We start from the raw sequence: 23,238 nt of genomic DNA, 5'->3' as shown, positions 1-23,238 counted from the left end.
CGACTTAATTTCGACATATGAGCTACACGCCCACTTATAAAGCTGCAAACACTGCTGCCCACTTAATTGCGAAACATTTTGATGAACTGCATCATACCGCGTTGGCCATGGGCGAAATGGAGCTTGCAGCAAGACCAAACCAAAAGGAAGTAGAATATTTGGTAGACGTAGCGTTCTGGACAAGCTTACGCCGAGAGGAAGGTTTTTTGCCGAAAATTTCGATCGCCTTTTTATCGCCAGAGCAAACCAACAAACCGCTAGTTTTTGAGAAATCAATAAATTTTAATGCGGATACAGTTTCTAAAATAGCACCTGGATTAGAACGTGCAGGCATTCATTTAGGAGTCTGGCAGAAGGATGGAGAATTGTACATTTGGGGAAGCACCGTGAATATACCCAATTTTTGTTTTGTGGTGGACGTTTCTGAGCCAGGAGTGGTGGTGGTTAAACACCGCCGGATTTATGGCATTGGTAAATATACCAATGTAGCTGTATTAAAGGGCGAGCAGATTAGAATTATCGATAAAAATAGTTGTTCGAATAGAGATTGTCCACCGGTGTTAAAGGCGCTTTTGGATTTAACAGTAAATTCAACTTGGAATGATCCCGTAAATATTTTAATCCAGTTTGCTGCCTCGATGCGCGCACATAAAAGGGGTGGCGCTTTGCTTATTGTGCCAACGGCCGACGAGGAATGGCAGCATTCTATCATTCATCCGATAAAGTACATGGCAAATCCATCTTATAAAGGCTTAGCCGGCTTAGCTTCTCGTGGTGGCAGTCATTCAGAGATATTTTCGCAGAGTGCGCTTAGGCGAGAAGTAGACTATGTTGCTGGTTTAACGGCTGTTGACGGTGCCACCATTATTACCGAAGAGTTCGAATTAATTGCATTTGGTACAAAGATAGGAAGGGCGAAATATAAACCAACAGTTGCACGGATTTTGTTCTCTGAACCTATTTTAGGGAATGAAGAACGGATTCTGCTTCCGGGGGAGTTAGGAGGTACAAGGCATTTCTCCGTTGCTCAGTTTGTAAACGATCAACCTCAGACCATCGGCTTGGTCGCTTCGCAAGACGGTCATTTTACCATTTTTAGTTGGAGCAAAACGCAGGAACTTGTCATGGCTCACCGCATAGAAACTTTATTGATGTAAGAATTTTATGGCTACTATATATCGACAGAAAGTTTGAAATAGGGGATAATCGATCATAATACCAGGCAGAAGCTTTGGTTTCTTACAACCTGAAAAAAAACTGAATGAAAATTTCCTCAGAAACCATTGCTAGGCAATATGAATATCAACCAACCGTAGAGCAATTGCTGTTTTGTGACCGAATGACTGATTTTTTGCAAGCAGATTGTCCAGATAGGTGCTTTGTGTTAAAAGGGTATGCCGGTACGGGTAAAACGACTTCTGTTGCCGCTTTGGTTAAATCATTGCGAGATTTTAATTTTCGGTCCGAACTCTTAGCACCAACGGGTAGAGCTGCGAAAGTTATGGCCCAATATGCAGGTGTAAAAGCGCTGACTATTCATAAACGAATTTATAGAAAAAAAGAAGCTGCCTCGCCAGATATGGTTTTTCAACTTGCACCAAACCTGTCGAAGAACACCCTTTTTATTGTAGATGAAGCATCTATGATCGCAGATGAATACAATCAGACAGGAAGCTCTATCTTACAAGATTTATTGGAGTTTGTGTATAACGGCCACAACTGTTTGTTGCTTTTTGTAGGAGACAGTGCGCAGCTTCCTCCGGTTGGTAGCCTGGAGAGTCCGGCGTTAAATCCACAATACCTTAAAGACAAGTTTAACTTAACCCTAAGTGGTGTCGAACTTACGGAGGTTGTTAGACAGGAAAAGGAATCTGGTATTTTGGCGAATGCAACCATGCTCAGGGCTCAAATTGTCAACCATCCAGAAGATCCATTCCCCAAATTTGTAACTGCAGGCTTTAAAGACATCTTTAACATGACTGGTACCCGTTTGGTTGAAGGTTTAGAATACGCCTATGGGAAATTTGGTATGGAAAATACCCTTGTCGTTTGTCGCTCTAATAAATCTGCAAACATTTATAATCAACAAATCCGGACTCGCCTGTTATATCGTGAAGAAGAAATTACCGGTGGGGATCAAATAATGGTGGTTAAGAACAATTATTTCTGGTTGCCAGAAAATGAAGAAACTGCTTTTATAGCCAATGGCGACATGGCAAAAGTAATACGCGTTAGGGGAGAAGAAGAGCGATATGGGTTTAGGTTTGCAGACGCCACTTTAGAGTTTGTCGATTTTCCAGATGCTGGACAGGTGAGTTGCAAAGTGCTTTTAGATACCTTAACCATCGAAAGCGCAAATTTGCCGTATGAAAAAACTAAGCAGATTTTTGAAGGATTAAATGAGGAATACAGCCACATTGCCAACAAGCGCGCGCGAATGATTGCCATCAAAGCAGATCCATTTTATAATGCGTTGCAAATAAAATTTGCGTATGCAGTAACCTGCCACAAGGCTCAAGGTGGGCAGTGGGATGCAATTTTTGCTGATCAAGGATTTTTAACAGAGGATATGATCGATTTAGATTTTTTGCGCTGGCTTTATACCGCCGTTACCAGAGCAAAGCGAGAATTGTATCTAGTAAATTTTGCTTCAGCATTGTTTGGAAAAAACAGCGTTACAGATGAATATTAATTTTAACAGGTCTTAAAAAATCTTTATATTATACGTCTGTTCAACGTTGAAAAATTAATTTTTTACCTATATCCATAACGCTATGAAGATTGCCTTTAGCCTCAAAAACAAATTGAAAATGGCATGTTTGCTTTTTTGTATAGCAAGCTGCAGTTTGCTTATTAATTTTTTAGGAGATAGAAATATTTCAGAAATAAATAAGGCGTTTGTGTCAATGCACCAAGACAGACTGGTGCCAGCCACAGATCTTTTTTTTATTGCGGAGCTCTTACGTCAGAAAAGCGATTTATGGCAAGATATATTTAGTTTGGAGGAGACAGTCGCCTCCACAGCAAACCTCTTACGTGCTATAAATGCACAAAACGTAAAGATAGATTCCGTTATCAAAAAATATGAAGCAACAAAATTAGCCAAAGAAGAAAATGTTTACTTAAAGGATTTTAAAGCGTTTTTGGCAGCGCAGAAGAAACAAGAAGCGACTTTGTTAGCGCTTTTTAAAAATAATGCATCAGATGCCCTGAAGGTTTATCAGTCTAAAAGTAGAATACTAGCTGCTGATACTTTTTCATCGTTGGCTAATTTAATAAAAATCCAATCAACCATAGGTGATGAGCTTATGATTGAATCACAGTCTTGGATGTCTGGTGCAAAAATTTATTCTAGCATTCAGGTTTTGCTCGCCATTGCCATAGGTATATTCGTTGTCGGAATAATTGCTGAAGCGAAAGTGGTAAATATTCAAAACGATAATTTTAACCTCAATTAATTGCTACCTTGCGGCACTTAATTTTAGCCAAAATCAAAAGGAGACCATCCATTTTGCTTAATATTTCGTAGATAAATTAAACAAAGCTTATGGCGATTCTTATTTTCTTGCTGATACATTGGTACGCATCTCTTTTCTTTCAATCGTTTTTTCATCATCGGTATGCGGCCCACAATCATTTTAGCATGACCAAGGGTTGGGAAAAATTTTTCTTTTTGTGTTGTTTTTTCACTCAAGGATCCTCATACATCAGTGCAAGTGCCTATGGCATGATGCACCGTTTGCACCATGCGCATACTGATACAGAAGAAGATCCGCATTCTCCGGCTTACAGCGATAATATTTTCATGCTATTATGGAAAACAAGGACAAATTATAACCGCATATTTCTTGGAAAATTAGCAGTACACGAGAAGTATAAAAAAGATTTGCCTGTTTGGGAAGCTTTTGATAAAATAGCTCATAATTGGATAACAAGAGTGTTATGGGGCGCATTTTATGTTGGTTTCTATGCAGTTTTTGCAACGGCATGGTGGCAATGGTTATTTTTGCCAATCACTTTTGCAATGGGGGCGCTTCAGGGAATTGCAGTTAACTGGTGGGCGCATAAATTCGGTTACAGAAACTACAAAGTGAACAATACTTCACGAAATATTTTGCCGGTCGATTTGATTTTTTGGGGGGAGGCTTACCACAATAATCACCATAAGTTTCCAGGGAGGAGTAATAACGCCATAAAGTGGTTCGAGTTCGATCCTGCTTATTTGGTGATGAGCGGAATGCATAAACTTGGTATTATAAGACTAAAGACTGTGGAACTTCAACAAAAGGCGAGCGTCATACCTCCAAAGATTTCGATAATTAATCCATAAATTTTTTTTATAGTTATTAGAAAACCCCGTATTGATAGCCAATACGGGGTTTCTTTTTTTTAAGTTGGAGAGCTTTTTCTAAAGCTTTGAAACAGTTTAATGGTAACACAATTTTTTATATTCAGCAATTTTTATGTTGGCCGATCTTAATATTTAATGTAAACCGAATTTGCTTTAATTGCTAGTATCATATTGATTATCTGAGGCAGGATTTTTTCGCTTATTTTTCTGCTTTCCATTTAGCGGTAATACACCAGCCATTTCTCCAATTACATTTACCAACTCAGCGCCGGCCGGGATAACGATTTTAGCATTATTTTTTAACGAAGCTTCTACCGTTTCTAATTTCTTTAAAAGCTGAGCATTTCCCGTAAAATATTTGTCGGCAGCTCCATTAACCAACATAATTGCTTCAGCATCTCCTTCAGCGAGGAGGACTTTTGCACGTTTAAAACCTTCTGCTTCCTTTATTTTAGATCTTTTTACTCCGTCTGCAACTGTTTCTGCTGCTGTGGCATAATCAATGGCAGCTATTTTTTCATTTTCTGCCTTTACCACTTTATTCATGGTTTCTTGCACGTCTCGAGGCGGATCAATTTCCTTTAGTTCTGTTCTGATTATGACAATTCCCCAGCTAGCCGTCTCTTGCTTTAAAGTGTTATGAAGCTCTGCGTTTATTTTCCCACGCTCGCTATTCGCCGACCTTAATGTAAGTGTGCCGATGATATTTCTCAAAGTTGTACGCGCTAGGTTAACAATTTGCAAATTATAATTGTTCACATTATATAAGGAACTTTTTACATTCTCTTCAGTTTCTAATACTCTAAAATAAACCTGTGCATCTACACTTGCGTTCAAATTGTCGTTTGTAATGATTTCTTGGGGCTGCGCATCTACCATTTGTTCCGTTATGTTGACGATGTAAATTTTATCAATAAACGGAATAATCCAGTGAAAACCTGGATTTGCGAAACCGGCATATCGGCCCAGTCGTTCAATCAATCCCCTGTGAGTCGGCCGGACTATTTTTACGCCAAGAAAAAATAAAACTATAGCCAACCCAATAACAATCCATAAAATCTCCATGTTCATAATTACCTCCGTTTAATTTATAAAACACACACTGTATCTGGCAATGCATGTAACCCTTATATAATTTATTTAATCTCTTAACTTCTTCTTTTGGCAATAAATCCGATATCAATAGGCTTCTTTAATTATTAAGCTACCCTCAATGTTTAAACCATCTAAAATTTTCTCAACTGCGTCAATCATTGGTGGCGGCCCGCATAAGTAATGGTATTTTACACTTCCATCGATGTGTTTTTTTAGAAGGTTTGCGGTAATGTATCCATGTTCGTATCCGTCTTCATGGTCGGTTGACAACACATTAATAAAATTTGTCCCAAGCATTTTTCTAAATAGATCCTCGTAAATAACATCAGCCTTTGTTCTATTTGCGAAAATAAGTTTGTTGTTGCCGATTAAATTATTCGCACTCAACGCTTTAAAAATTGCCACAAATGGTGTAATTCCTGCGCCTCCAGCAATAAAAATACCTTCCTCTTTATAAGCTATATCTCCAAATACATCGTTTACAAATAGATGCTCTCTGGTTTTTAATTTGAGTAATTCATTCGTTACTCCTTTGTGTTTAGGATAGGTTTTGATGGTGAATTCTAAATAGTCGTCAGTCGGTAAACTGGTAAAGGTAAATGGCCGACCTTCGTCTTCCCAACCTAATTTATCTAAAAAAATTTCTGTCGCTTGTCCAGGAATAAATTTAAATTCTGATGGTTTATCCGTCTTAATCTGCAACACATCGTGAGTTACCTTTACGATCGAGAGTACACTTACTTTATATTTTGCCATTTCATTAAATATTAAGAACCATTCTTCTCGTGGTTTTAGTATTTCAATTGACGGACGGAGAAAGACTAGATTTCTATTGATAAACTTGAGCTTAGTAACCTATCAAGGTTGCTATAATTACTAAAATAGTTAAAATAGTTGAGGTAATTTTTGGATTGAGCATTTCTTTTAATTAAATGTTAAAATTTACAAAGAAGGCTTTTTGTTAGACTTTTAATATACGACGGTTATGGACGCTTGCCGTTTGGTAAGTGTGGGGAAAATTAGTTAGATCAATTCATGATGTTTTTAGAGAACTCTCACAAAAATCCTTGTGTTGCGGCGGCGTATCGAGTTAAGTGAAAACCAACACTGCACTGGCTTAACTATCAGTGGCGAAGATTTCTCGAGGACCTTTCATTTAAAAACCCTAATAGAATGATGTCCTGAAGCTAAAGACCTTTCTATAAATTTGCTAGAGTGCATCATGCCTGAAAAAACCTAAGTTTCTTTCGATGGTGGTTTTTTGATCAGGTTAAAACGAACCAAAAGTCAACGAAGTAAACGGCAAAATCCTATCCAAAAAATAAATAAGCTACACCAATGGCTGTAAGTACACACACTAAGTCCGCCAGAAGCATAGCACCGATGGCATATCGAGTATTTTTTACGCTTATTGAACCAAAATAAACTGCAATAACATAAAAGGTGGTATCGGAAGCACCCTGGAAAACGCCGCTCAGTTTGCTAGCAAAAGAATCGGGACCATAAGTTTGCATCGTACTTACCATCATTCCGCGCGCGGCACCACCACTCAGCGGACGAATCAGTGCAGTAGGTAAGCCTTCTACAAAACGGGTATCTGTTCCGAGTACTGCAAAAAAATGTTTAATTCCTCCTATGACCACATCAAAAGTGCCGCTTGTTCTTAGTAAGCTTATGGCGACTAACATACCCACCAAATAAGGAACAATACGTACGGCGGTATCAAAACCGCCCTTGGCGCCCTCTATAAATGCATCGAAAATATCTATTTGTTTATAAAGCCCGCCAAGAATAACTGCAAGGAATACAAATAAAATTAAGCCATTGCTTAACACTCCAGAAAAGCTCGCGATTCCACTTGCACTTAACGAAGTGACGTATAACACGAGGGCAGCAATAACAACCGATAGAGACAATACCCAGCCAATAACTACAGGTTGTATCAGGTTTATTTTTTGTTTGATGGACACAATTATCATAGCGGCCATTGTGCCTGTAAAAGTTACAATAAGGCAAGGAATAAATACATCAGTTGGGTTAGTGGCATTCTGCGAGGCACGGATGGCAATAACGCTTACCGGAATAAGATTTAATCCAGCGGCATGTAGACATAAAAACATAATCTGCGAGTTAGAAGCTACATCTTTATTTGGGTTTAGTTCTTGCAAACTTTCCATTGCTTTTAATCCGAAGGGTGTGGCTGCATTGTCTAAACCAAGCAAATTTGCAGAAAAATTCATGATCATGTGTCCCATAGACGGATGACCTTTTGGGATGTCTGGAAATAACTTAGAAAAAAAAGGTGCCACAATTCTAGACAATAGACGGATGCCTCCAGCTTTTTCTGCGATTGACATTAAGCCCATAAAAAGGGCCAAAATACCGACTAGTTTTAAGCAGATGTCCACCGCAACCCAGCAGGTTTCTATCAATCCATCTAATTTTAATGGGTTTTCTGGGTCGCTGGCTTTGCCAATTACCATCCAGTTAAAAATATCAGTTTGACCAAAAAAGAAACATTTTATGGTTGCAACTACTATGGCAACGATAAAAAAAGCTGCCCAAATTCTGCTTAATGCCATGTGAGGTCTGAGGTATGAGGTGTGTGATCGTTTCGGCGTTTAAATATTAAGCGTTTTTAGTCTAATTGATTGGGGTTTTAAGGTAAATAGCCTTTAACTAACTAGGCGATTAAATGTGTAACGATAACCTACTGCCTAATCCCGTATAGTTGAAACCTATAACTTTTCAATTCCCAATTCATTACGGTTTCCCATCAGTCAATTCAAAACCCCATGTTTTTCCTTTTTCTGTTGCAGGGATTCCGTCTACCATCCACACAGGCGCTTTATCTCCTTTAAGATAGTAATCGAAAAACTGTTTTTCTCTAATCTGTATGTCTTTTCTGTTTTGGCGTAACATTAGGTTGTGCTCGTCGCCATTGTAGTTTAACAACCAAGCTTTTTTACCCAAACGTTTCAATCCGGTAAACATCTCAATTCCTTGGTACCAAGGCACCGATCCGTCTCCATCGTTAGACATAATTGCCACCGGAGTAGTTACTTTTGGCAACATAAACAACGGCGAGTTTTCTATATACAATTCTGGTTTCTCCCAAAGTGTAGCTCCAATTCTACTTTGTGTTTTCTCGTATTGAAACTGTCTGTTCATTCCACTAGCCCAACGAATGCCTCCATAAGCCGAGGTCATGTTTACTACAGGAGCGCCAGCCCACGCTGCTGCGTACCGATTAGTTTGCGTAATAAGGTATGCAACTTGATAGCCCCCCCAACTTTGCCCTTGTAGGCCAATTTTGGAGCCATCTACCCAACTATTTTTCTTCAACATTTCTACTCCAGAATCTATATAATCTGTCGCAGAATTGCCGGGATGCCCTGTTTCATAACTAATGTCTGGTGCAAAAACAAGGTAACCGTTACTCACAAAAAATGATATGTTTAGCCTGGAGGGCGTTGGTGCTGGCGCTTGATAGGCATATAGACCATCTGACAGTTTTTCATAGAAATAAACAATCATTGGGTATTTCTTACTTGCATCAAAATTCTCTGGCTTGTATAAAATGCCCTGGGAGGAATGTCCTTTTGGAGTTGTCCATTTTACAAGTGCTGTCGTGCCCCAGTTATAATTTTGCTGCTTGGGATTGGTTTCACTAAGTTTTTGAATTGTTTTAAAATCCGAAGTGGCGTACACATTTGGTGATTCTATATAGCTTTCTCTATCGAACAGATATTCATCAGCATCTTTAGCTTTTAAAAGGTTTGTAAATTTTGCTTTAGCCATAATTACCAATTCGGGGTTTTTTGTGGAGTTTACCTTTATAGTATAAAAACCATCTTCTTTGGTCGAATTGTTAAATGCATTTAGCCATATGGTTTCATTGTTTTTAATAAAATTATCTTTTTTACGTTCAGATCGAGATGTTGTTTTTTCGTACCGAAAGGTAATGCTACTATTTCGACCTAAACCGTTACTGATGTTTTTTGGTTTTTCTTTTCCATCTGGATCAAATGACCAAATGTCATATTTGTCGTAAATTAGAACGGCTTTATCGTCTTCTGTCCAAGTTGCAAAACCATAACTATTTGCATAATTGGGAACATCATTTTCTTCGTCAGCAAATTTTACATTCATACCTCCGGTTAGATTAATTTTTTTCCCGTTTTCGATATTGTACGTAAACCAATTGCTTGTAACTTCATCGAAATAAAGTACATATTTGCCTGCTGGAGACGCAGAAGCATTCCCGCTCAGGGTATCGATAATTTTCTTCTTCCGTCCATCCGAGGTATTTACCAAATAGTAATCGGTCAGTGTGTTTCCTTTCCACTGAGATTCGATTCTTCTGCCATAGTCTGTAGACGCCAGCACATAAGGTGAATCTCCCTCATTTATAAGTGTAGCTTCCGGAAGCTTTAGATCAGTTAATGGCATTACTTTTGGATCTGCGCTATACACTTCTACTGCAGAGAGATAGCTTCTTTTGCGCTCTTTTTCTGCATTTTTTAGCTGCATGGGTTGAAGATAATCATCTTTATAAGTCCAGATATCTACTTTTGCATGTTCGAAATCTACGAGAGTAGTGTCCTTCATCTGTTTAATTGGCGCAATCCCGAAAAACAGTTTTTTACCATCTTCGCTAAAAGTGATCTTTCCATCTCCGCTTACAGACCATTTTTGGGGCAATCCGGGCATGTCGTAATCAACCATAATCTGTGCAGTATCAATCGTGAGCGAATTAAAGTAGATATTGTAATCTTTAATTTCTTGCTTTTCGGGACTTTGTTCACCAACAAAGGCTAAGTGTTCCCCGTCATCGTCGAAGACAAAATTCTTAAAAGTTCCTTTTCCATTTACTAGGGTTTTAACGGTATTTTTCTCCGTATTTAGCATAAATACACCTGGCTGTACAGCTTTATCTTTTTTATTTCCTTTGCGTACAAAAACCAACTGCTTGCCATTTTTGCTAAATTCATAATCTGTTATAAACTTATACGTATTTTGAGTTTGGGTTATTAGATTTTTTACTATCAGATCACTTCCCTCGTCTTTTTTCTTGCTGTCAGAAGTTTCATCAGCAATAATGGTGGCATCTTTACCTTCGCTTTTCTGTTCCGTTTTAACCTTTGCGGTGTCGGGTTTCTCCATCAAATAGGCAATTATTCCACTGCCTTCTTCGGGCATTTTAAAGGATTTTACGGCTGCAATCTTCATGATAACCCCATTTTGTAAATTTAAAATAGCTAAGGAATCTTTTGGCATTGATTCTGGTTTTTTCTTTTTGATTTTTGCTTCGCGCAGGTCGCTAAAAAAAGGCCGAACTAGAAATGCAGCAAATTTAGAGTCATAGCTAAATTGCACATTCACGCCTCTTTGATAGTTTAGTTTTTTGTTTTCTTTTATGTTAGAAAAATAAAGGACTGCGTTGCCTTCTTGTGGCGTAACGGTGTAGCTTGCCCAAATACCGTTATTAGAAATTCCCTTTGACCCTATACTTTCCCATGCGTCATATACAGAGTGATCCAACGGTTTTTTTTGCGCATATGTAAATGTAGCGACAAAAAGAAATAAGATGGTGAGTCTTTTATTCATGTTTAGAAGTTTGGTGTTAGTTCTTTTGATGGCCTTAAAAGTATCATTTTTTAAACAGAAAAGCAGTTGTTCTGAATCAAAGTTTTTAAATTTCCGCTAAAAATTTTAAGGAAACGGTTATACTGCGGGTTGGTTAATCAAAGAACTTTGCTCAAAGATTGGATTTTCAAACTGAACAATATGCCTCCAGGTTAAGCGCTCATTATTGAAAAAGTAGAAATTTCTCAATCTCTAAGATAATTGTTGGTAATTTAGCCCAATAAATCTCTTCTAATAGCGGCGGAAAATTTCAGCGACATCTAAAGAGATCACATGAAAACTAAAAAGTCGATTTTTCGATTTGTACTATGATTAGCGCTAAAAACTTCTTATCCACATTATTCTACAGAAAATTTTTTTGGCAGGCTTTGCTTGCCCTTTTCATGCTCGGCATGGCTCTTTTTTTTATAAAGGAACAGCATATTGAGGTGTTTCAGATTAAAGAACAATTGGCAAATGCCGATTTGAAATATGTATTCTTGGGATTGACCATTACCATCGTTTACATTTTGGCGCAAGGGCAAATGTATGTTCATAGTTTTAAAGCATTAAGAGTAAAGGTTACACTATGGCAGGCAGTTTTACTTTTTTTGAAACGTAATTTAATAAGCGTTTTTCTGCCGGCAGGCGGATTTTCGTCTCTTGTTTTCCTCACCAAAGGGATTGAAGGCGAGGGAGTTTCGAAGTCAAAAATCCATCTATCATCAACGATTTTCGCTTTCTGCGGAATCTTATCTGTAGTGCTCGTGGCAATTCCCGTACTTGGTATCGCATTGCTCACAACCAAGCTAGGAAAACTGGAGTTGATAAGTTTTGGATTTTTGCTACTGCTAACTGCTGGCGTTATTGTTTTAGTTTATTCAATCTCAAAAAGGGGGTGGGCTTATCAACAACTGTCAAAATTGCGGCCATCCCTTGCTGTAATCTTAGATGATATGGTCGACGAGAAAGTTGATAGAAAACAGTTTTGGCTAACATTGCTTGTCTCCATTTTCATAGAGTTTATTGGCATCGCTCACCTTTATATTTGTATGTTGGCCTTGGGCCTTCAGGCTAGCATTGCAGCTTCTGTTCTAGGCTATATTGTAATGGTTATTTTGCTTATTGCCTCTCCATTTTTAAGGGGTTTAGGAACAATAGAAGTTTCTTTGACCTTTATTCTTGCCCAATTTGGTTTTCCTATTGTTGCTGCTGCAACTATTACTTTGCTTTTTAGATTTTTTGAGTTTTGGATTCCCTTATGCGGCGGACTTATCAGTTTTATTGCGAAAAAAGATGGTATCATTTTACGCATACTCCCTGCAGTTGTCATCTTGGTACTCGGCGTAGTAAATATCGTTTCGGCAGTTAGTCCGGCAATACCCGCTCGACTTCGTTTAGTGAGAGATATTTTACCAGAAAATATAATTATCACTAGTAACGCACTTGTAATGGTTACTGGTTTGATTTTTATACTCATTAGTATTTTCTTGCTAATGGGTAGTAAACGAGCCTGGTACGTGGCTTTTTCGCTAACCATTCTATCAATTATTGGCCACTTATTAAAAGCAGCAGACTATGAGGAGGCTTTGCTGGCGGCGGTGGCTGGTGTGTCCTTGCTCTACACAAAAACTAACTATAAACTTAAACCAAACCCGAAATTTGTTACCATTAGCTATTTTATATTTATTTATGCCATTGGAGCTGTTTTTTTATACGGCGTTTTAGGGTTTTACTTTATTAACGACAGACATTTTGGAGTAGATTTCACTTTTGTTCAGTCTTTAAAAGCAGTTTTGAAAGTTATTTTTTTTATAGATGACAAAGCACTTGTTCCACTTACACCATTTGGACATAGGTTTGAGGAATCTATCTATTTGGCTAGCGGTTCGGTAATTTTGTTTATTGTATTTAGTGTTTTTAAACCCTATTTTACGAAACCCTATAACACCGAAAGAGAGTTTGAGGAAGCAGAGGCACTGGTCAAACAAAACGGATGTTCTGCTTTAGATTATTTTAAAACCTACCCCGATAAATTTATCCATTTTAACGGCGATAAATCTGCTTTTATAAGTTTTAAAGTTACCAGACATTTTGCTATCGTGTTGGAGGATCCTGTAGCAGCAAATGTTGAGGATAAGTTATTAATGATCAACCAGTTTGAAGCATGGTGTAAAGAAACGGGATTTATTGCTGCTTATTATCGTGTTCCTGAAGAATCGCTCTGTTTTTACACTTCGATAAAGAAAAAATTTATCCCAATAGGGGAGGAGGCTGTTTTAAACTTGCGCAGCTTTACCTTAGATGGTGGAAAAATGAAAACGACGAGAAGTGCAATAAACAGATTAACGGGCGATGGATATGTCTTCAAGGCATACAGCGGACCGCAGAAAGAGGGTTTGTTGCAAAAGCTACAAACCGTGTCTGAACAGTGGCTCAAAGACTTAGGCCAAGAAGAGGTTGCTTTTACTCAAGGTGTTTTTGATAGCTCAATTTTGAAACATCAAACGATTTTAACCATTGAAGATGCAGAAAAAAAGGTATACGCCTTTTTAAACCTGATACCCGATTATGCACCAAATGAAGCAACCTACGATTTGATTCGAAAAGCCACTGATGCACCAAACGGAGTGCTCGATATGTTGCTTGGCAAAACATTTTTATATTTAAAAGAGCAAGGTTTTGATGCCGTTAACATGGGTCTTGCTCCACTTTCTGGCATAGATGGCGTAGACCTTACCCAGAAAACCATAAAGTATGCTTATGAGCACTTAAGAGTCTTTGCCCAATTTAAAGGTTTAAGGAAATATAAGGAGAAGTTTTATCCAACTTGGAATAAAAAGTACCTCGTCTATAGTCACCAATATCATCTCTTACAAGTTCCGAATGCTCTAAAAAGGGTTTCAGAAGGCAGTTAGTGCCGCAATAATCGTTTTAGCTACCAGCAGATCGTCGTCGTTGTATTTATGGGATCCTGGTAAAAGTTTTTTATCAACCCGTTTTGTTCTTACAAGATTGTTGTAGAAAATATTATTCTCGTCTGCACCGGCTATGCAAAAAATAGGAGTTACCAATTTAGATGCTGTTGCTAAAGTTTTATATTTACCAGTGACGTTTCCTCCGAATCCAAAGAGATCTGATACTTTTATTTCAAGATCTGTAGCCATAGAGGGCGATAAAAGTATAATTCCTTTCAGCTTTTCAACTAGGGAATTAGGTAGCTTTGACCCTAAGAAAATTCCGGCATCTGCGCCAAAAGAGTAACCCAATATTACAAATTGCATTGCTTTGGTTTGCTTTAAGTAATAGTCGATTGCAGCAGGAAGTTCTTCACTCATTTTCTCAGGCGTCTTTCCCTTCCAAAAATATTTCTTACTGTCTAGTGAGATGATTTTGAAGTTATGAGCAGCCAAATCTGATATAAGGTTACTGGAAAAACTATTCATTCCACCATCGCCAGTCAAATAAAATATAAGCGTTGTATTTGTGCCTCTGGTATTTTCGCTTATGGGTAATCGAGCTATTTTCTGGGCGACAGTTTGGGCGAAAGTTTTAGAAACACTCATCCCTAATAATGCGAAAATTAAAATTTTATAGGTCATTTATTGATCGCTTTTAGTTAGAATGGCCTGTATAATTTTTTGACTTTCTTGTGTTTGATAGTGATGGTTTCCTTTTAAAATTTGAAGCTTAAAATTTTTCTGACTCAACGTTTCCAGTGCTTTGTTTTCACCCTCGCCGTAGAAACAATAAATAGGAATTTTAATACGAGCAATTTCGTCTTTGACACTGTATTTGTAAGCATCAAAATCTTTACCAACAAGATCAGAAAAATGTACCTCGAAGTCTGTGGTTGCAAATGGCGACAAAAGAATCAATTTTTTAACCTGCATCTTAGTAAAAAAATGTAGACGCGTATATAAAAAAGGGGTTATGTCCGCTCCAAATGAGTAGCCAATGAGGTAAATCTTATTAAGATCTATCTGTCTGGAATAGCTTCTAAGCAAATCCCTAAAATCTCTGGTTGTAGATTTTGGGTTTTTCTCTTTCCAGAAATAGCTTCTTGAGTTAATCCCGAGCGTCTCTAAGCCATTGTCTGATAACTCTTTGGACAGATTTGCATCAAAATCTAACCAACCGCCATCGCCAGAAAAAAACACAACCAAGGCTTTACCATTTTGTGTGGCAGAAGGGTAAAAAAAGGTATCGAATCCAAACTCTTTCTTTTCTAACTCTTTATTAATAAGGACTCTATTTCTTTTAAAAATGGCACAACTGCTAAATATCATTGTTGCGATAAGAAAACAGAGGCAATGTTTCATATACTAAAATAAGCTAAATCCCAGACTAAAAGAAATGCCATGTGGGTTAATGTCTAAGTTGTTTCTGCTAAATTTGTAACCTTTAAATCCGATAGCAAAAAATAATTCTGTGCTCTTGTTAATTGCATATTTTGTGCCAACGCCGCTGTAAAAGTATACACCTCCTTCATGAATTTTTCTTTGTTTATTTGGCTCTTTATCTGTGGCACGATGATATTGATTAAAACTATGCCCAACTGACGTTTCTACGTATAAATTTAGTCTTTTATTTCTGTTAAAATTATATTTTAAGTTGGCGTAAATAGGTAGAAAATGTACCTTTCTTAAAATATATCCGTTGTCGTGATGAATTCTAGATGTACTGTATTCTATACCAACCCCAGGTTCTAGGCCATTTTCGAAAAGATAGTTTGCTTTTAGAGACGGCGCATAAAATAAGTTACTATGCGTGCTTCTCAAAATTTCTATGGCTGGATATAGTTTGTATCCACGGGTTGCCAAACTATCGGTTTGTGCATTTGCGATACATGGAAAGCAAATAAAGAGTAGAAAAAACGTATAATATTTCATTTTTTGCGTAAGGATGAAGTTTAGTTGATAATCAAAAAAGCACCAAATTTGGTGCTTTTAAATTATTTTTTTCCTGCCGGCAATTGTTTTTGCTGCTGTCTCATATAGTCATCTAAACGTTGCTGAAATTTAGATTTTTTCTTTTTTCCGTCAGTCGGGCGCGCTTTGTTCTGTTGGATCAATGCATGAATTTTATCGTCATCAACCATTTTTCTAATTAAAAACTGCTGACCAAAGGTCATCAAGTTGGCTAAGAAATAATAGTAGTTCAATCCTGCGGGATAACTGTTCAGTACACCTAAAAATATAACTGGCATTACGTATCCGATGTATTTCATTTGTCCGGTTGCGCCACTTACTTGATTGTTAAAATAAGTCATAATAAGTGTAGAAATTGTCATTAATACACACATCAGGCTTAAGTGATCGCCAATAAACGGAATTTTTACTCCAAAACGAATGAATTCATCATAAGTGGATAAATCTTTCATCCAAAGAAAACTCTCACCCCTTAATTCAAAAAGGTTCGGGAAGAAAAAGAAAAATGCCATAACCAACGGAAGCTGTAGCACCATCGGCAAACATCCCCCGAGCGGGTTGACCCCGGCCTTTTTATAGAGCTTTAAATATTCTTGTTGTACCTGTGTAGCATTGTCGTCGCCAACTTTTGCCTTAATTTCATCCATTTCTGGTTTTAAGACACGCATTTTTGCCATTGATAGGTATGACTTATAGGTTAATGGAGAAAGTGCGAGTTTTAACAAAATGGTTAACACCAAAATGATTAAGCCGTATCCCCAACCAAAACTCTCCAGCAAATTAAATACTGGCAATACTACAAATCTATTGATGTATTTGAGCGGCCAGTATCCCATGTCTACTTGTTTTTCTAACTCGTAGCCCTGTTTTTTTAATTCGGAAAACTTATTGGTGCCGAAATAAAAACTCATATCATAACTTTGCGAAGCGAGTTGTTTATATGGCAATTGCATATTTGCGATGTACGTTTTTATTACACCGGGTGTAGTTGGAATGGTGACGGCTAATTCGCCCTTGTCAAAACCGGCTTTGTTTATTAACGCAGCAGAAAAGAAGTGCTGTTTAAACGAAATCCATTGTATTTTACCTTTGGTAAGGTCTTCTTTATCATCTTTACCAACGCTCAAATGATCCACATCGCCGTCCACGTATTTGTAGTATGGGGCGGAATAACGGTGTTCACTCTCCACAGATTTTTCTTGTTGCAATAAAGTTTCTTGCCAATTAAGACTCACATTGTTTCCAACGATGAGTTGCTGTAATCCAACCAAATTTATTTTAAAGGCAACCTGCGGACTAAGCGGTTTAATGGTGTATAAATATTCTACATAAGCATCTGCAGCATAATTTGCCTTCATACTTACGGTGTTGCCAGTTTTGGTGGCGGTAAAATACAGGTTGTCCGTATTGATAACTTTTCCCTTAATGTTTAAATTAAGCCCAAATTTATTGGCCTCTCCACTAAATAAAATTAAAGGTTTGCCATCATAGGTTTTTTGGTCTTTAACTTGTACAGAAGCTATCTTTCCTCCTTTATTTGATAAGGTAAGCAACAGTTGTTCGTTTTCTAGGGTAGTTGTAGTTTCAGTGCCTTTGGTAGCAGTCCCAAACGGCCCTGTAAACGCAGTAGAATCTGCCACTTGTTTAGCGGCTAATACTGTTGCCAAAGTATCTTTTTCTTTAACTGCAGGTGTTACACCTGCTTTAGTTAAAGAATCGGCTTTTTCAGTTTCTTGTGCTTTCTTTATTTCTGCGGTGCTTGGCTTTAAAAGGTAAAATGATCCTGCTAAAATGATCATAATAAGGAAAAGTCCCGTGAATGTGTTTTTATCCATTTGATGTTTATATACTGCTATTAATTTTTAATTTTTTTGTGTAATCCATTGCAGCGGCCACAAATTTAACAAAAAGTGGATGAGGATTAGCAACTGTCGATTTTAATTCTGGGTGAAATTGTCCACCAATAAAAAAGGGATGGTTCTTTAATTCAATTATTTCTACCAGATTTGTTTGAGGGTTTATGCCAGACGCAATCATCCCGGCATCTTCAAACTGTTTTAAGTACGCATTATTAAATTCGTATCTATGGCGATGACGTTCGTTAATGTGTGGTTTGCCATAGGCGGCGAAGGCCTTGGTTCCTTTTTTAAGGTCACAAGGGTAGGAGCCCAACCGCATTGTCCCTCCTTTGTTGGTAACGTTTTTTTGCTCTTCCATTATGCTAATAACAGGATCTTTTGTGCCTTCTTCTATCTCAGTAGTATGTGCGTCTTTTAAACCAATTACGTTTCTTGCAAATTCAATAACCGCACATTGCATTCCCAAACAAATCCCAAAAAACGGAATTTGAGCTTCTCTTGCAAACTTAATAGTGTCTATTTTTCCGTCAATGCCTCTGCTCCCAAATCCCGGTGCAACCAATATTCCATGTAAATGACCTAGTTTTTCTTTCACATTATCTTCTAAAATTCCTTCAGAATGTATGTATTCCACATTAACCTTACATTCGTTTTTCGCACCTGCATGAATAAAAGACTCTATGATAGATTTGTAAGCATCTGGTAATTCTACATATTTGCCTACCAAACCAATTTTTACTTCTGACGTAGGATTCTTGAGCCTGCCAAGAAAATATTTCCAGCTCTCTAAATCAGGTTCAGTCTTGGTTGGTAGCTTTAATTTGGCAAGTACCGTTTTATCAAGTTGTTCTTTGAGCATAAGCAGTGGGACATCATAAATGGTAGATGCGTCCATCGATTCTACAACAGCATTAAGGTTTACGTTACAGAAAAGTGCGATTTTTTTTCTGAGTTCTTGATTGAGGTGATGTTCGGTTCTACAAACCAAAATATCTGGCTGGATGCCATACTCTAACAAGGTTTTTACAGAGTGCTGAGTCGGTTTGGTTTTCAACTCACCCGCTGCAGCCAGATAGGGAACCAAAGTTAAATGAATTACAATAGCATTAGAACTTCCTTGCTCCCATTTAAATTGCCTAACAGCCTCTACAAAAGGTAAAGATTCTATATCACCCACAGTTCCTCCAAGCTCAGTGATAATGATGTCAAAGTCACCACTCTCGCCTAAAATACTCATGTTCCGCTTTATCTCGTCGGTAATGTGGGGCACAACTTGAACCGTTTTACCCAAATAATCTCCTCTGCGCTCACGATCGATCACGTTCTGGTAAATTCTACCGGTAGTAATGTTGTTTGCCTGTGAAGTTGGTGCATTTAAAAAGCGCTCGTAATGCCCTAAATCTAAGTCGGTTTCGGCACCATCTTCAGTTACAAAACACTCGCCGTGCTCATAGGGATTTAGGGTTCCAGGATCTATATTAATGTAGGGATCAAATTTTTGAATGGTTACTCGATATCCCCTAGCTTGTAAAAGTTTTGCAAGCGAGGCAGAAATAATCCCCTTACCTAAAGAGGAAGTAACACCCCCCGTAACAAAAATATACTTCGTCATTTGTTGTGGTTTTTTTAACTGCAATACACTAGAATTGCGGCTTTTTGTACGGGGTACAAAGGTATGAAAATTACTCACTTCTACGCTTTTAAAATAAGATAGTTTTGTATCATGACAAAACTATTCTTTCCAATTTAATAAATGAAGATTTTGAGCTGATTCTTAAAAAGAATATAATGTTACCCAAGTTTTGTTTCTAAGAATCTCCGAAAATGGGATTCTTAAAAAAAATAAACCTTACAAAGAATTGGTTACAGTATAATGGAGAGTTTAGAAATTTAATCCTTAAAAAAGCAAATTTCTATTCTAACAACAATTGTAATAAATCTTTACTTTCTGCTCTTTTTCGCTCCAAGCGATATAGATGTTGTTTTCTTTACCCAAACGATATTTAAATCCACTAAGCTTCGTTGCTTTAAGCTCATCATAAAAGGCTTTGTCGGGTGCATAACGATCGGGCTTGTCGATTGGCATTACCGCAGGATCTAAAAAATTATCCTCGCTAAAAAATTGAGAGGCAATAGTCGTTAAAAATATAATTTGATCTTTTTCTTTTCGTAAATCTACATTCGGATCTGTACTGCCTAAAAGTTCTTCACCTTGTAAAACCTTATTGTAAATTTCTTGACCCTTATAATTTGTTATGCTGAGAGTGAGTGTCATTTCTTTAGGCTTTGTGCCACTGAGGTCCAATCTAAATGTATCTAACTTATTGAGGTCGGAGAAAGACTTTGTAACCATAGAACTTGCATTCCTAATTAGCTTGTTTTCTTGTGCCTTTTCTTTATTTTGGTTACTTATACAAGCCGTAAATAACATGGTGCAGCATGTGATGATGATTAGAAAGTTGCATTTTTTCATGGTGGGACAATTAAATTAAATCTTTACTAATTTTTAGCAAGTCTTCTGGCGTGTCTATGGCTTGCGTTTCTAAATAAGTTATTTTGGTTTTAATTTTATAGCCATTTTCTAACCACCGCAGTTGTTCCAATTGTTCAGCGCTCTCTAAAGGTGATATTGCCAAATTGGTAATTTCTTTTAATACATGCATTCTATAGCCATAGATGCCAATGTGTTTAAAAAAAGTGTGTTTTTCAAGCCACTCATTTTGTGCCGCATTGCGGACAAATGGAATGGTTTGCCGACTAAAATAGATGGCTTCACCATTTTTGTTTAGAATAACTTTTGGCGAATTGAGGTTTAATAACTCTTCATTGGTTGTAATTGGTTTCACTAGTGTCGCCAGTTCTGTTTTTGGATCTTCAAAACAACTTGCCACCAAAGTTATTTGCGCAGGATCTATGAAAGGCTCATCGCCCTGAATGTTTATCACTACTTGATAATCTGGAAAATAATTCGCTACCTCTGCACATCGATCAGTGCCACTTTGATGGCTTTCTGATGTGAGAACAAACTCGCCGCCAAAGCTGGTAACCGCATCTGCAATTCGCTCATCATCTGTTGCCACGATTACTTTATTTAGCGCAGGGGATTTTGAAGCTTGCTCGTAAACCCTTTGGATCATACTTTTGCCACCGATTTCTGCAAGCGGTTTACCCGGAAAACGGGTTGAAGCGTAACGGGCGGGAATAATTCCAATAATTTGTAAATCTAACTTTTTTAGAATTGAAGTTTCCTGTCCTGAGTGCATGTAGCGTGTCTTTAGAATTTAGGAGGATAAAAAAGTGCTCTAAACCGTTTTTTTTATTCAAAGATTTAGACCTTAAACCCAATCCATTTATTAACTTTTCTGTTTTTTAATTTAAATAGTAGGAGGAAACAAACCATGAATTTCCGCCTCTATAGACTGCAAGATAATTCCTAAATCTTCAGGATTGTTTGTAAAATCTAATTTGTCTTTATCCAAAATCAATAATTTTCCTAAACTGTAGTTTTTTATCCAGTTTTCGTACTTCTCATTCAATTTACTCAAATAGTCAAGTCTAATGCCGGCTTCATATTCTCTGCCCCTGCGTTGAATGTTGTTCACAAGTGTCGGTACCGAAGCACGCAGATAAACCAACAAATCGGGTGGTTTAATAAAAGAAGTTATGTTGTCGAAAATTGCTTTATAATTTTCGTAATCGCGCGTAGTCATCAGCGCCATTTCGTGTAAATTTTCTGCAAAAATATAGGCGTCCTCGTAAATTGTGCGGTCTTGAATTACATGTCGGTTATTTTTGCTAATGTCTGTAAGCTGTTGAAAGCGACTGTTTAGAAAATAGATCTGCAAGTTAAAACTCCAGCGCTTCATGTCGTTATAAAAGTCTTCCATGTACGGGTTGTTATCTATTGCTTCATACAAGGCTTCCCAGCCATAATTTTTAGCCAATAAACCGGTAAGCGTGGTTTTGCCTGCGCCAATATTTCCAACAATTGCTATGTGCATCTATTTTAAATGTTAGTAGTTAGTAATTAAATATGATGTTTGAGGGACGTTAAATTATTTAGAATCAGATCATGCATTTATATATTTAAATAAAACGCATCCAATAATTTTTGAACTTAAAAACATTTCATCGTTATTCTTTGCACTTCAATATCGGGCTTAAAAGCTCTTAAAACCAATTAAGCTCCTTATTTCTCTAATGGTATTCTGTGCGCTTTCTCTCGCTTTTAATGCGCCGTGTCTTGCTACTTGTTTAAGATAAGCATCGTCTTGTGCAATGTTTGTAATGCGTTCTCGCATAGGTGTGGTTGCTACAACCATATCTTCTGCCAATTGCTTCTTGAAATCTCCATACCGAATATCCATTTTATCATACAAGTCAGAAAAATGTTTGTGCGTATCTTCAGAAGAAACCACTTTCATCAGGTCGAATAAGTTTTGAATCGCTTCTGGCTTTACTTGAAATTCTTCGGTTGGCCCGCCATCGCTAACTGCCCTCATTACCTTTTTACGGATTACCTCGGGACTATCAGACAGATATACGGCATTCCCTTCTCCCTCAGATTTACCCATTTTGCCTTTTCCATCAAGGCCAGGTACTTTTACCAGGTTTTTAGCATAGTTAAATGCATATGGTTCTGGAAAATATGCTTCGTTATAGAGGCGATTAAAGCGATTTCCAAACGTACGAGCCATTTCTAAATGCTGCTCCTGATCTTTTCCAACAGGCACTTTTGTAGCTTTATGAATTAAAATATCCGCAGCCATTAACACTGGATAGGTTAGCAGGCCAGCGTTTACATTATCCGGATTGGCGCGGACCTTATCTTTAAAAGAAGTACTCCGTTCCAACTCACCCATATAAGCGTTCATGTTCAAATAGAGGTATAATTCTGCTACCTCAGGCACATCGCTTTGTATGTAAATGGTGCTGTTTTCGGGGTCAATTCCGCTTGCCAGATACTCTACCAATACATGCTTTACGTGTCCATGCAAATCTGCAGGTGTAGGATGTGTGGTAAGCGAATGTAAATCGGCAATAAAAAAAAAACAATTAAAATCGTTTTGCATTTCTACAAAATTCTTTATCGCTCCGTAATAATTGCCCAAATGCAACCTCCCTGTAGAGCGTATGCCGCTTACAACCGTTTCTTTCACCATGCCACGAAATTAAAAATAAAATATGAGCAAAGGTAGCAAAATGGAAACTTTAGCAAATGTTGTTAATTCTGATCTTCAGCCTAGATAATTTTTGCATTTTTGCATCTATTTAATGGAAGGTGTTATTTCTGTAAACTTCAGTTGAAAGAGGTCTGGTTTTTTAAATCAATCAGATTTTGGCTGTCGCCAAAAAGCAGATAATCACATTTATA

Annotated in this window: 18 protein-coding genes; 5 read left to right on the top strand and 13 right to left on the bottom strand. The window is 37.5% G+C overall.

Going from position 1 to position 23,238, the window contains the following annotated elements:
- Positions 1–17: 17 nt before the first annotated feature.
- The 4 genes from ACVWYG_RS01770 (at position 18) to ACVWYG_RS01755 (ending at position 4,330) form a co-directional block, all read left to right on the top strand.
- A complete protein-coding gene (locus ACVWYG_RS01770; protein WP_457268407.1) occupies positions 18–1,157 on the top strand; it encodes a putative sensor domain DACNV-containing protein in 1,140 nt (379 codons plus the stop codon).
- A gap of 104 nt (positions 1,158–1,261) precedes the next feature.
- Positions 1,262–2,692 (top strand): ATP-dependent DNA helicase, encoded by a 1,431-nt coding sequence (locus ACVWYG_RS01765; RefSeq protein ID WP_457268406.1) that lies wholly within the window; start codon positions 1,262–1,264, stop codon positions 2,690–2,692.
- Positions 2,693–2,774: 82 nt separating this feature from the next.
- Positions 2,775–3,458: an MCP four helix bundle domain-containing protein gene (locus ACVWYG_RS01760; RefSeq protein ID WP_457268405.1), complete on the top strand. Its 684-nt coding sequence runs from the start codon at positions 2,775–2,777 to the stop codon at positions 3,456–3,458.
- 89 nt (positions 3,459–3,547) lie between these two features.
- The gene (locus ACVWYG_RS01755; protein WP_457268404.1) at positions 3,548–4,330 is read left to right on the top strand and encodes an acyl-CoA desaturase; all 783 of its coding nucleotides are present in this window, start codon (positions 3,548–3,550) and stop codon (positions 4,328–4,330) included.
- A gap of 174 nt (positions 4,331–4,504) precedes the next feature.
- Here ACVWYG_RS01755 and ACVWYG_RS01750 read toward each other — a convergent pair whose 3' ends face one another.
- The 4 genes from ACVWYG_RS01750 to ACVWYG_RS01735 form a co-directional block, all read right to left on the bottom strand.
- Positions 4,505–5,422, bottom strand: coding sequence for an SPFH domain-containing protein (locus ACVWYG_RS01750; protein WP_457268403.1), 918 nt, complete (start codon positions 5,420–5,422; stop codon positions 4,505–4,507).
- Between the two features lie 108 nt (positions 5,423–5,530).
- Positions 5,531–6,202, bottom strand: coding sequence for a flavodoxin reductase (locus ACVWYG_RS01745; RefSeq protein ID WP_457268402.1), 672 nt, complete (start codon positions 6,200–6,202; stop codon positions 5,531–5,533).
- A gap of 554 nt (positions 6,203–6,756) precedes the next feature.
- Positions 6,757–8,028 (bottom strand): nucleoside recognition domain-containing protein, encoded by a 1,272-nt coding sequence (locus tag ACVWYG_RS01740; protein ID WP_457268401.1) that lies wholly within the window; start codon positions 8,026–8,028, stop codon positions 6,757–6,759.
- A gap of 181 nt (positions 8,029–8,209) precedes the next feature.
- Positions 8,210–11,056 (bottom strand): prolyl oligopeptidase family serine peptidase, encoded by a 2,847-nt coding sequence (locus ACVWYG_RS01735; protein WP_457268400.1) that lies wholly within the window; start codon positions 11,054–11,056, stop codon positions 8,210–8,212.
- Between the two features lie 347 nt (positions 11,057–11,403).
- Here ACVWYG_RS01735 and ACVWYG_RS01730 point away from each other — a divergent pair, with 347 nt between their 5' ends.
- Entirely contained in the window at positions 11,404–13,992 is a 2,589-nt protein-coding gene (locus ACVWYG_RS01730) for a phosphatidylglycerol lysyltransferase domain-containing protein (RefSeq protein WP_457268399.1), read from the top strand.
- On the opposite strand, the gene ACVWYG_RS01725 is transcribed toward ACVWYG_RS01730, so the two are convergent.
- The 9 genes from ACVWYG_RS01725 to trpS form a co-directional block, all read right to left on the bottom strand.
- Entirely contained in the window at positions 13,978–14,676 is a 699-nt protein-coding gene (locus ACVWYG_RS01725) for an AcvB/VirJ family lysyl-phosphatidylglycerol hydrolase (RefSeq protein WP_457268398.1), read from the bottom strand. The genes ACVWYG_RS01730 and ACVWYG_RS01725 overlap by 15 nt on opposite strands.
- Entirely contained in the window at positions 14,677–15,363 is a 687-nt protein-coding gene (locus ACVWYG_RS01720) for an AcvB/VirJ family lysyl-phosphatidylglycerol hydrolase (RefSeq protein WP_457268397.1), read from the bottom strand.
- A gap of 36 nt (positions 15,364–15,399) precedes the next feature.
- A complete protein-coding gene (locus ACVWYG_RS01715) occupies positions 15,400–15,966 on the bottom strand; it encodes an outer membrane beta-barrel protein (protein ID WP_457268396.1) in 567 nt (188 codons plus the stop codon).
- A 62-nt stretch (positions 15,967–16,028) separates the two neighbouring features.
- On the bottom strand, positions 16,029–17,840 hold the full coding sequence (gene yidC, locus ACVWYG_RS01710; protein WP_457268395.1) for a membrane protein insertase YidC: 1,812 nt from the start codon (positions 17,838–17,840) through the stop codon (positions 16,029–16,031).
- A 7-nt stretch (positions 17,841–17,847) separates the two neighbouring features.
- Entirely contained in the window at positions 17,848–19,476 is a 1,629-nt protein-coding gene (locus ACVWYG_RS01705) for a CTP synthase (protein WP_457268394.1), read from the bottom strand.
- A gap of 306 nt (positions 19,477–19,782) precedes the next feature.
- A complete protein-coding gene (locus ACVWYG_RS01700; RefSeq protein ID WP_457268393.1) occupies positions 19,783–20,337 on the bottom strand; it encodes a hypothetical protein in 555 nt (184 codons plus the stop codon).
- A gap of 10 nt (positions 20,338–20,347) precedes the next feature.
- Entirely contained in the window at positions 20,348–21,127 is a 780-nt protein-coding gene (kdsB, locus tag ACVWYG_RS01695) for a 3-deoxy-manno-octulosonate cytidylyltransferase (protein WP_457268392.1), read from the bottom strand.
- Positions 21,128–21,238: 111 nt separating this feature from the next.
- Complete coding sequence (locus ACVWYG_RS01690; protein ID WP_457268391.1) at positions 21,239–21,865, bottom strand: deoxynucleoside kinase; 627 nt, start codon at positions 21,863–21,865, stop codon at positions 21,239–21,241.
- Positions 21,866–22,024: 159 nt separating this feature from the next.
- Complete coding sequence (gene trpS, locus ACVWYG_RS01685; protein ID WP_457268390.1) at positions 22,025–23,026, bottom strand: tryptophan--tRNA ligase; 1,002 nt, start codon at positions 23,024–23,026, stop codon at positions 22,025–22,027.
- Positions 23,027–23,238 lie beyond the last annotated feature (212 nt).

Source organism: Pedobacter sp. UYEF25, assembly GCF_054061655.1.
The sequence above is the reverse complement of the archived record's forward strand: the minus strand, read 5'-3'. Positions and strand labels throughout refer to the sequence as shown.

Excerpts from the sequence above, each read along its gene's own strand:
- ACVWYG_RS01765 (WP_457268406.1), top strand. The coding sequence starts at position 1,262 with ATGAAAATTTCCTCAGAAACCATTGCTAGGCAATATGAATATCAACCA.
- ACVWYG_RS01735 (WP_457268400.1), bottom strand. The coding sequence starts at position 11,056 with ATGAATAAAAGACTCACCATCTTATTTCTTTTTGTCGCTACATTTACA.
- ACVWYG_RS01750 (WP_457268403.1), bottom strand. The coding sequence starts at position 5,422 with ATGAACATGGAGATTTTATGGATTGTTATTGGGTTGGCTATAGTTTTA.
- ACVWYG_RS01745 (WP_457268402.1), bottom strand. The coding sequence starts at position 6,202 with ATGGCAAAATATAAAGTAAGTGTACTCTCGATCGTAAAGGTAACTCAC.
- ACVWYG_RS01715 (WP_457268396.1), bottom strand. The coding sequence starts at position 15,966 with ATGAAATATTATACGTTTTTTCTACTCTTTATTTGCTTTCCATGTATC.
- ACVWYG_RS01760 (WP_457268405.1), top strand. The coding sequence starts at position 2,775 with ATGAAGATTGCCTTTAGCCTCAAAAACAAATTGAAAATGGCATGTTTG.
- trpS (WP_457268390.1), bottom strand. The coding sequence starts at position 23,026 with ATGGTGAAAGAAACGGTTGTAAGCGGCATACGCTCTACAGGGAGGTTG.
- ACVWYG_RS01740 (WP_457268401.1), bottom strand. The coding sequence starts at position 8,028 with ATGGCATTAAGCAGAATTTGGGCAGCTTTTTTTATCGTTGCCATAGTA.
- ACVWYG_RS01705 (WP_457268394.1), bottom strand. The coding sequence starts at position 19,476 with ATGACGAAGTATATTTTTGTTACGGGGGGTGTTACTTCCTCTTTAGGT.
- ACVWYG_RS01700 (WP_457268393.1), bottom strand. The coding sequence starts at position 20,337 with ATGAAAAAATGCAACTTTCTAATCATCATCACATGCTGCACCATGTTA.
- ACVWYG_RS01770 (WP_457268407.1), top strand. The coding sequence starts at position 18 with ATGAGCTACACGCCCACTTATAAAGCTGCAAACACTGCTGCCCACTTA.
- ACVWYG_RS01690 (WP_457268391.1), bottom strand. The coding sequence starts at position 21,865 with ATGCACATAGCAATTGTTGGAAATATTGGCGCAGGCAAAACCACGCTT.
- ACVWYG_RS01755 (WP_457268404.1), top strand. The coding sequence starts at position 3,548 with ATGGCGATTCTTATTTTCTTGCTGATACATTGGTACGCATCTCTTTTC.
- ACVWYG_RS01730 (WP_457268399.1), top strand. The coding sequence starts at position 11,404 with ATGATTAGCGCTAAAAACTTCTTATCCACATTATTCTACAGAAAATTT.
- ACVWYG_RS01725 (WP_457268398.1), bottom strand. The coding sequence starts at position 14,676 with ATGACCTATAAAATTTTAATTTTCGCATTATTAGGGATGAGTGTTTCT.
- yidC (WP_457268395.1), bottom strand. The coding sequence starts at position 17,840 with ATGGATAAAAACACATTCACGGGACTTTTCCTTATTATGATCATTTTA.
- ACVWYG_RS01720 (WP_457268397.1), bottom strand. The coding sequence starts at position 15,363 with ATGATATTTAGCAGTTGTGCCATTTTTAAAAGAAATAGAGTCCTTATT.
- kdsB (WP_457268392.1), bottom strand. The coding sequence starts at position 21,127 with ATGCACTCAGGACAGGAAACTTCAATTCTAAAAAAGTTAGATTTACAA.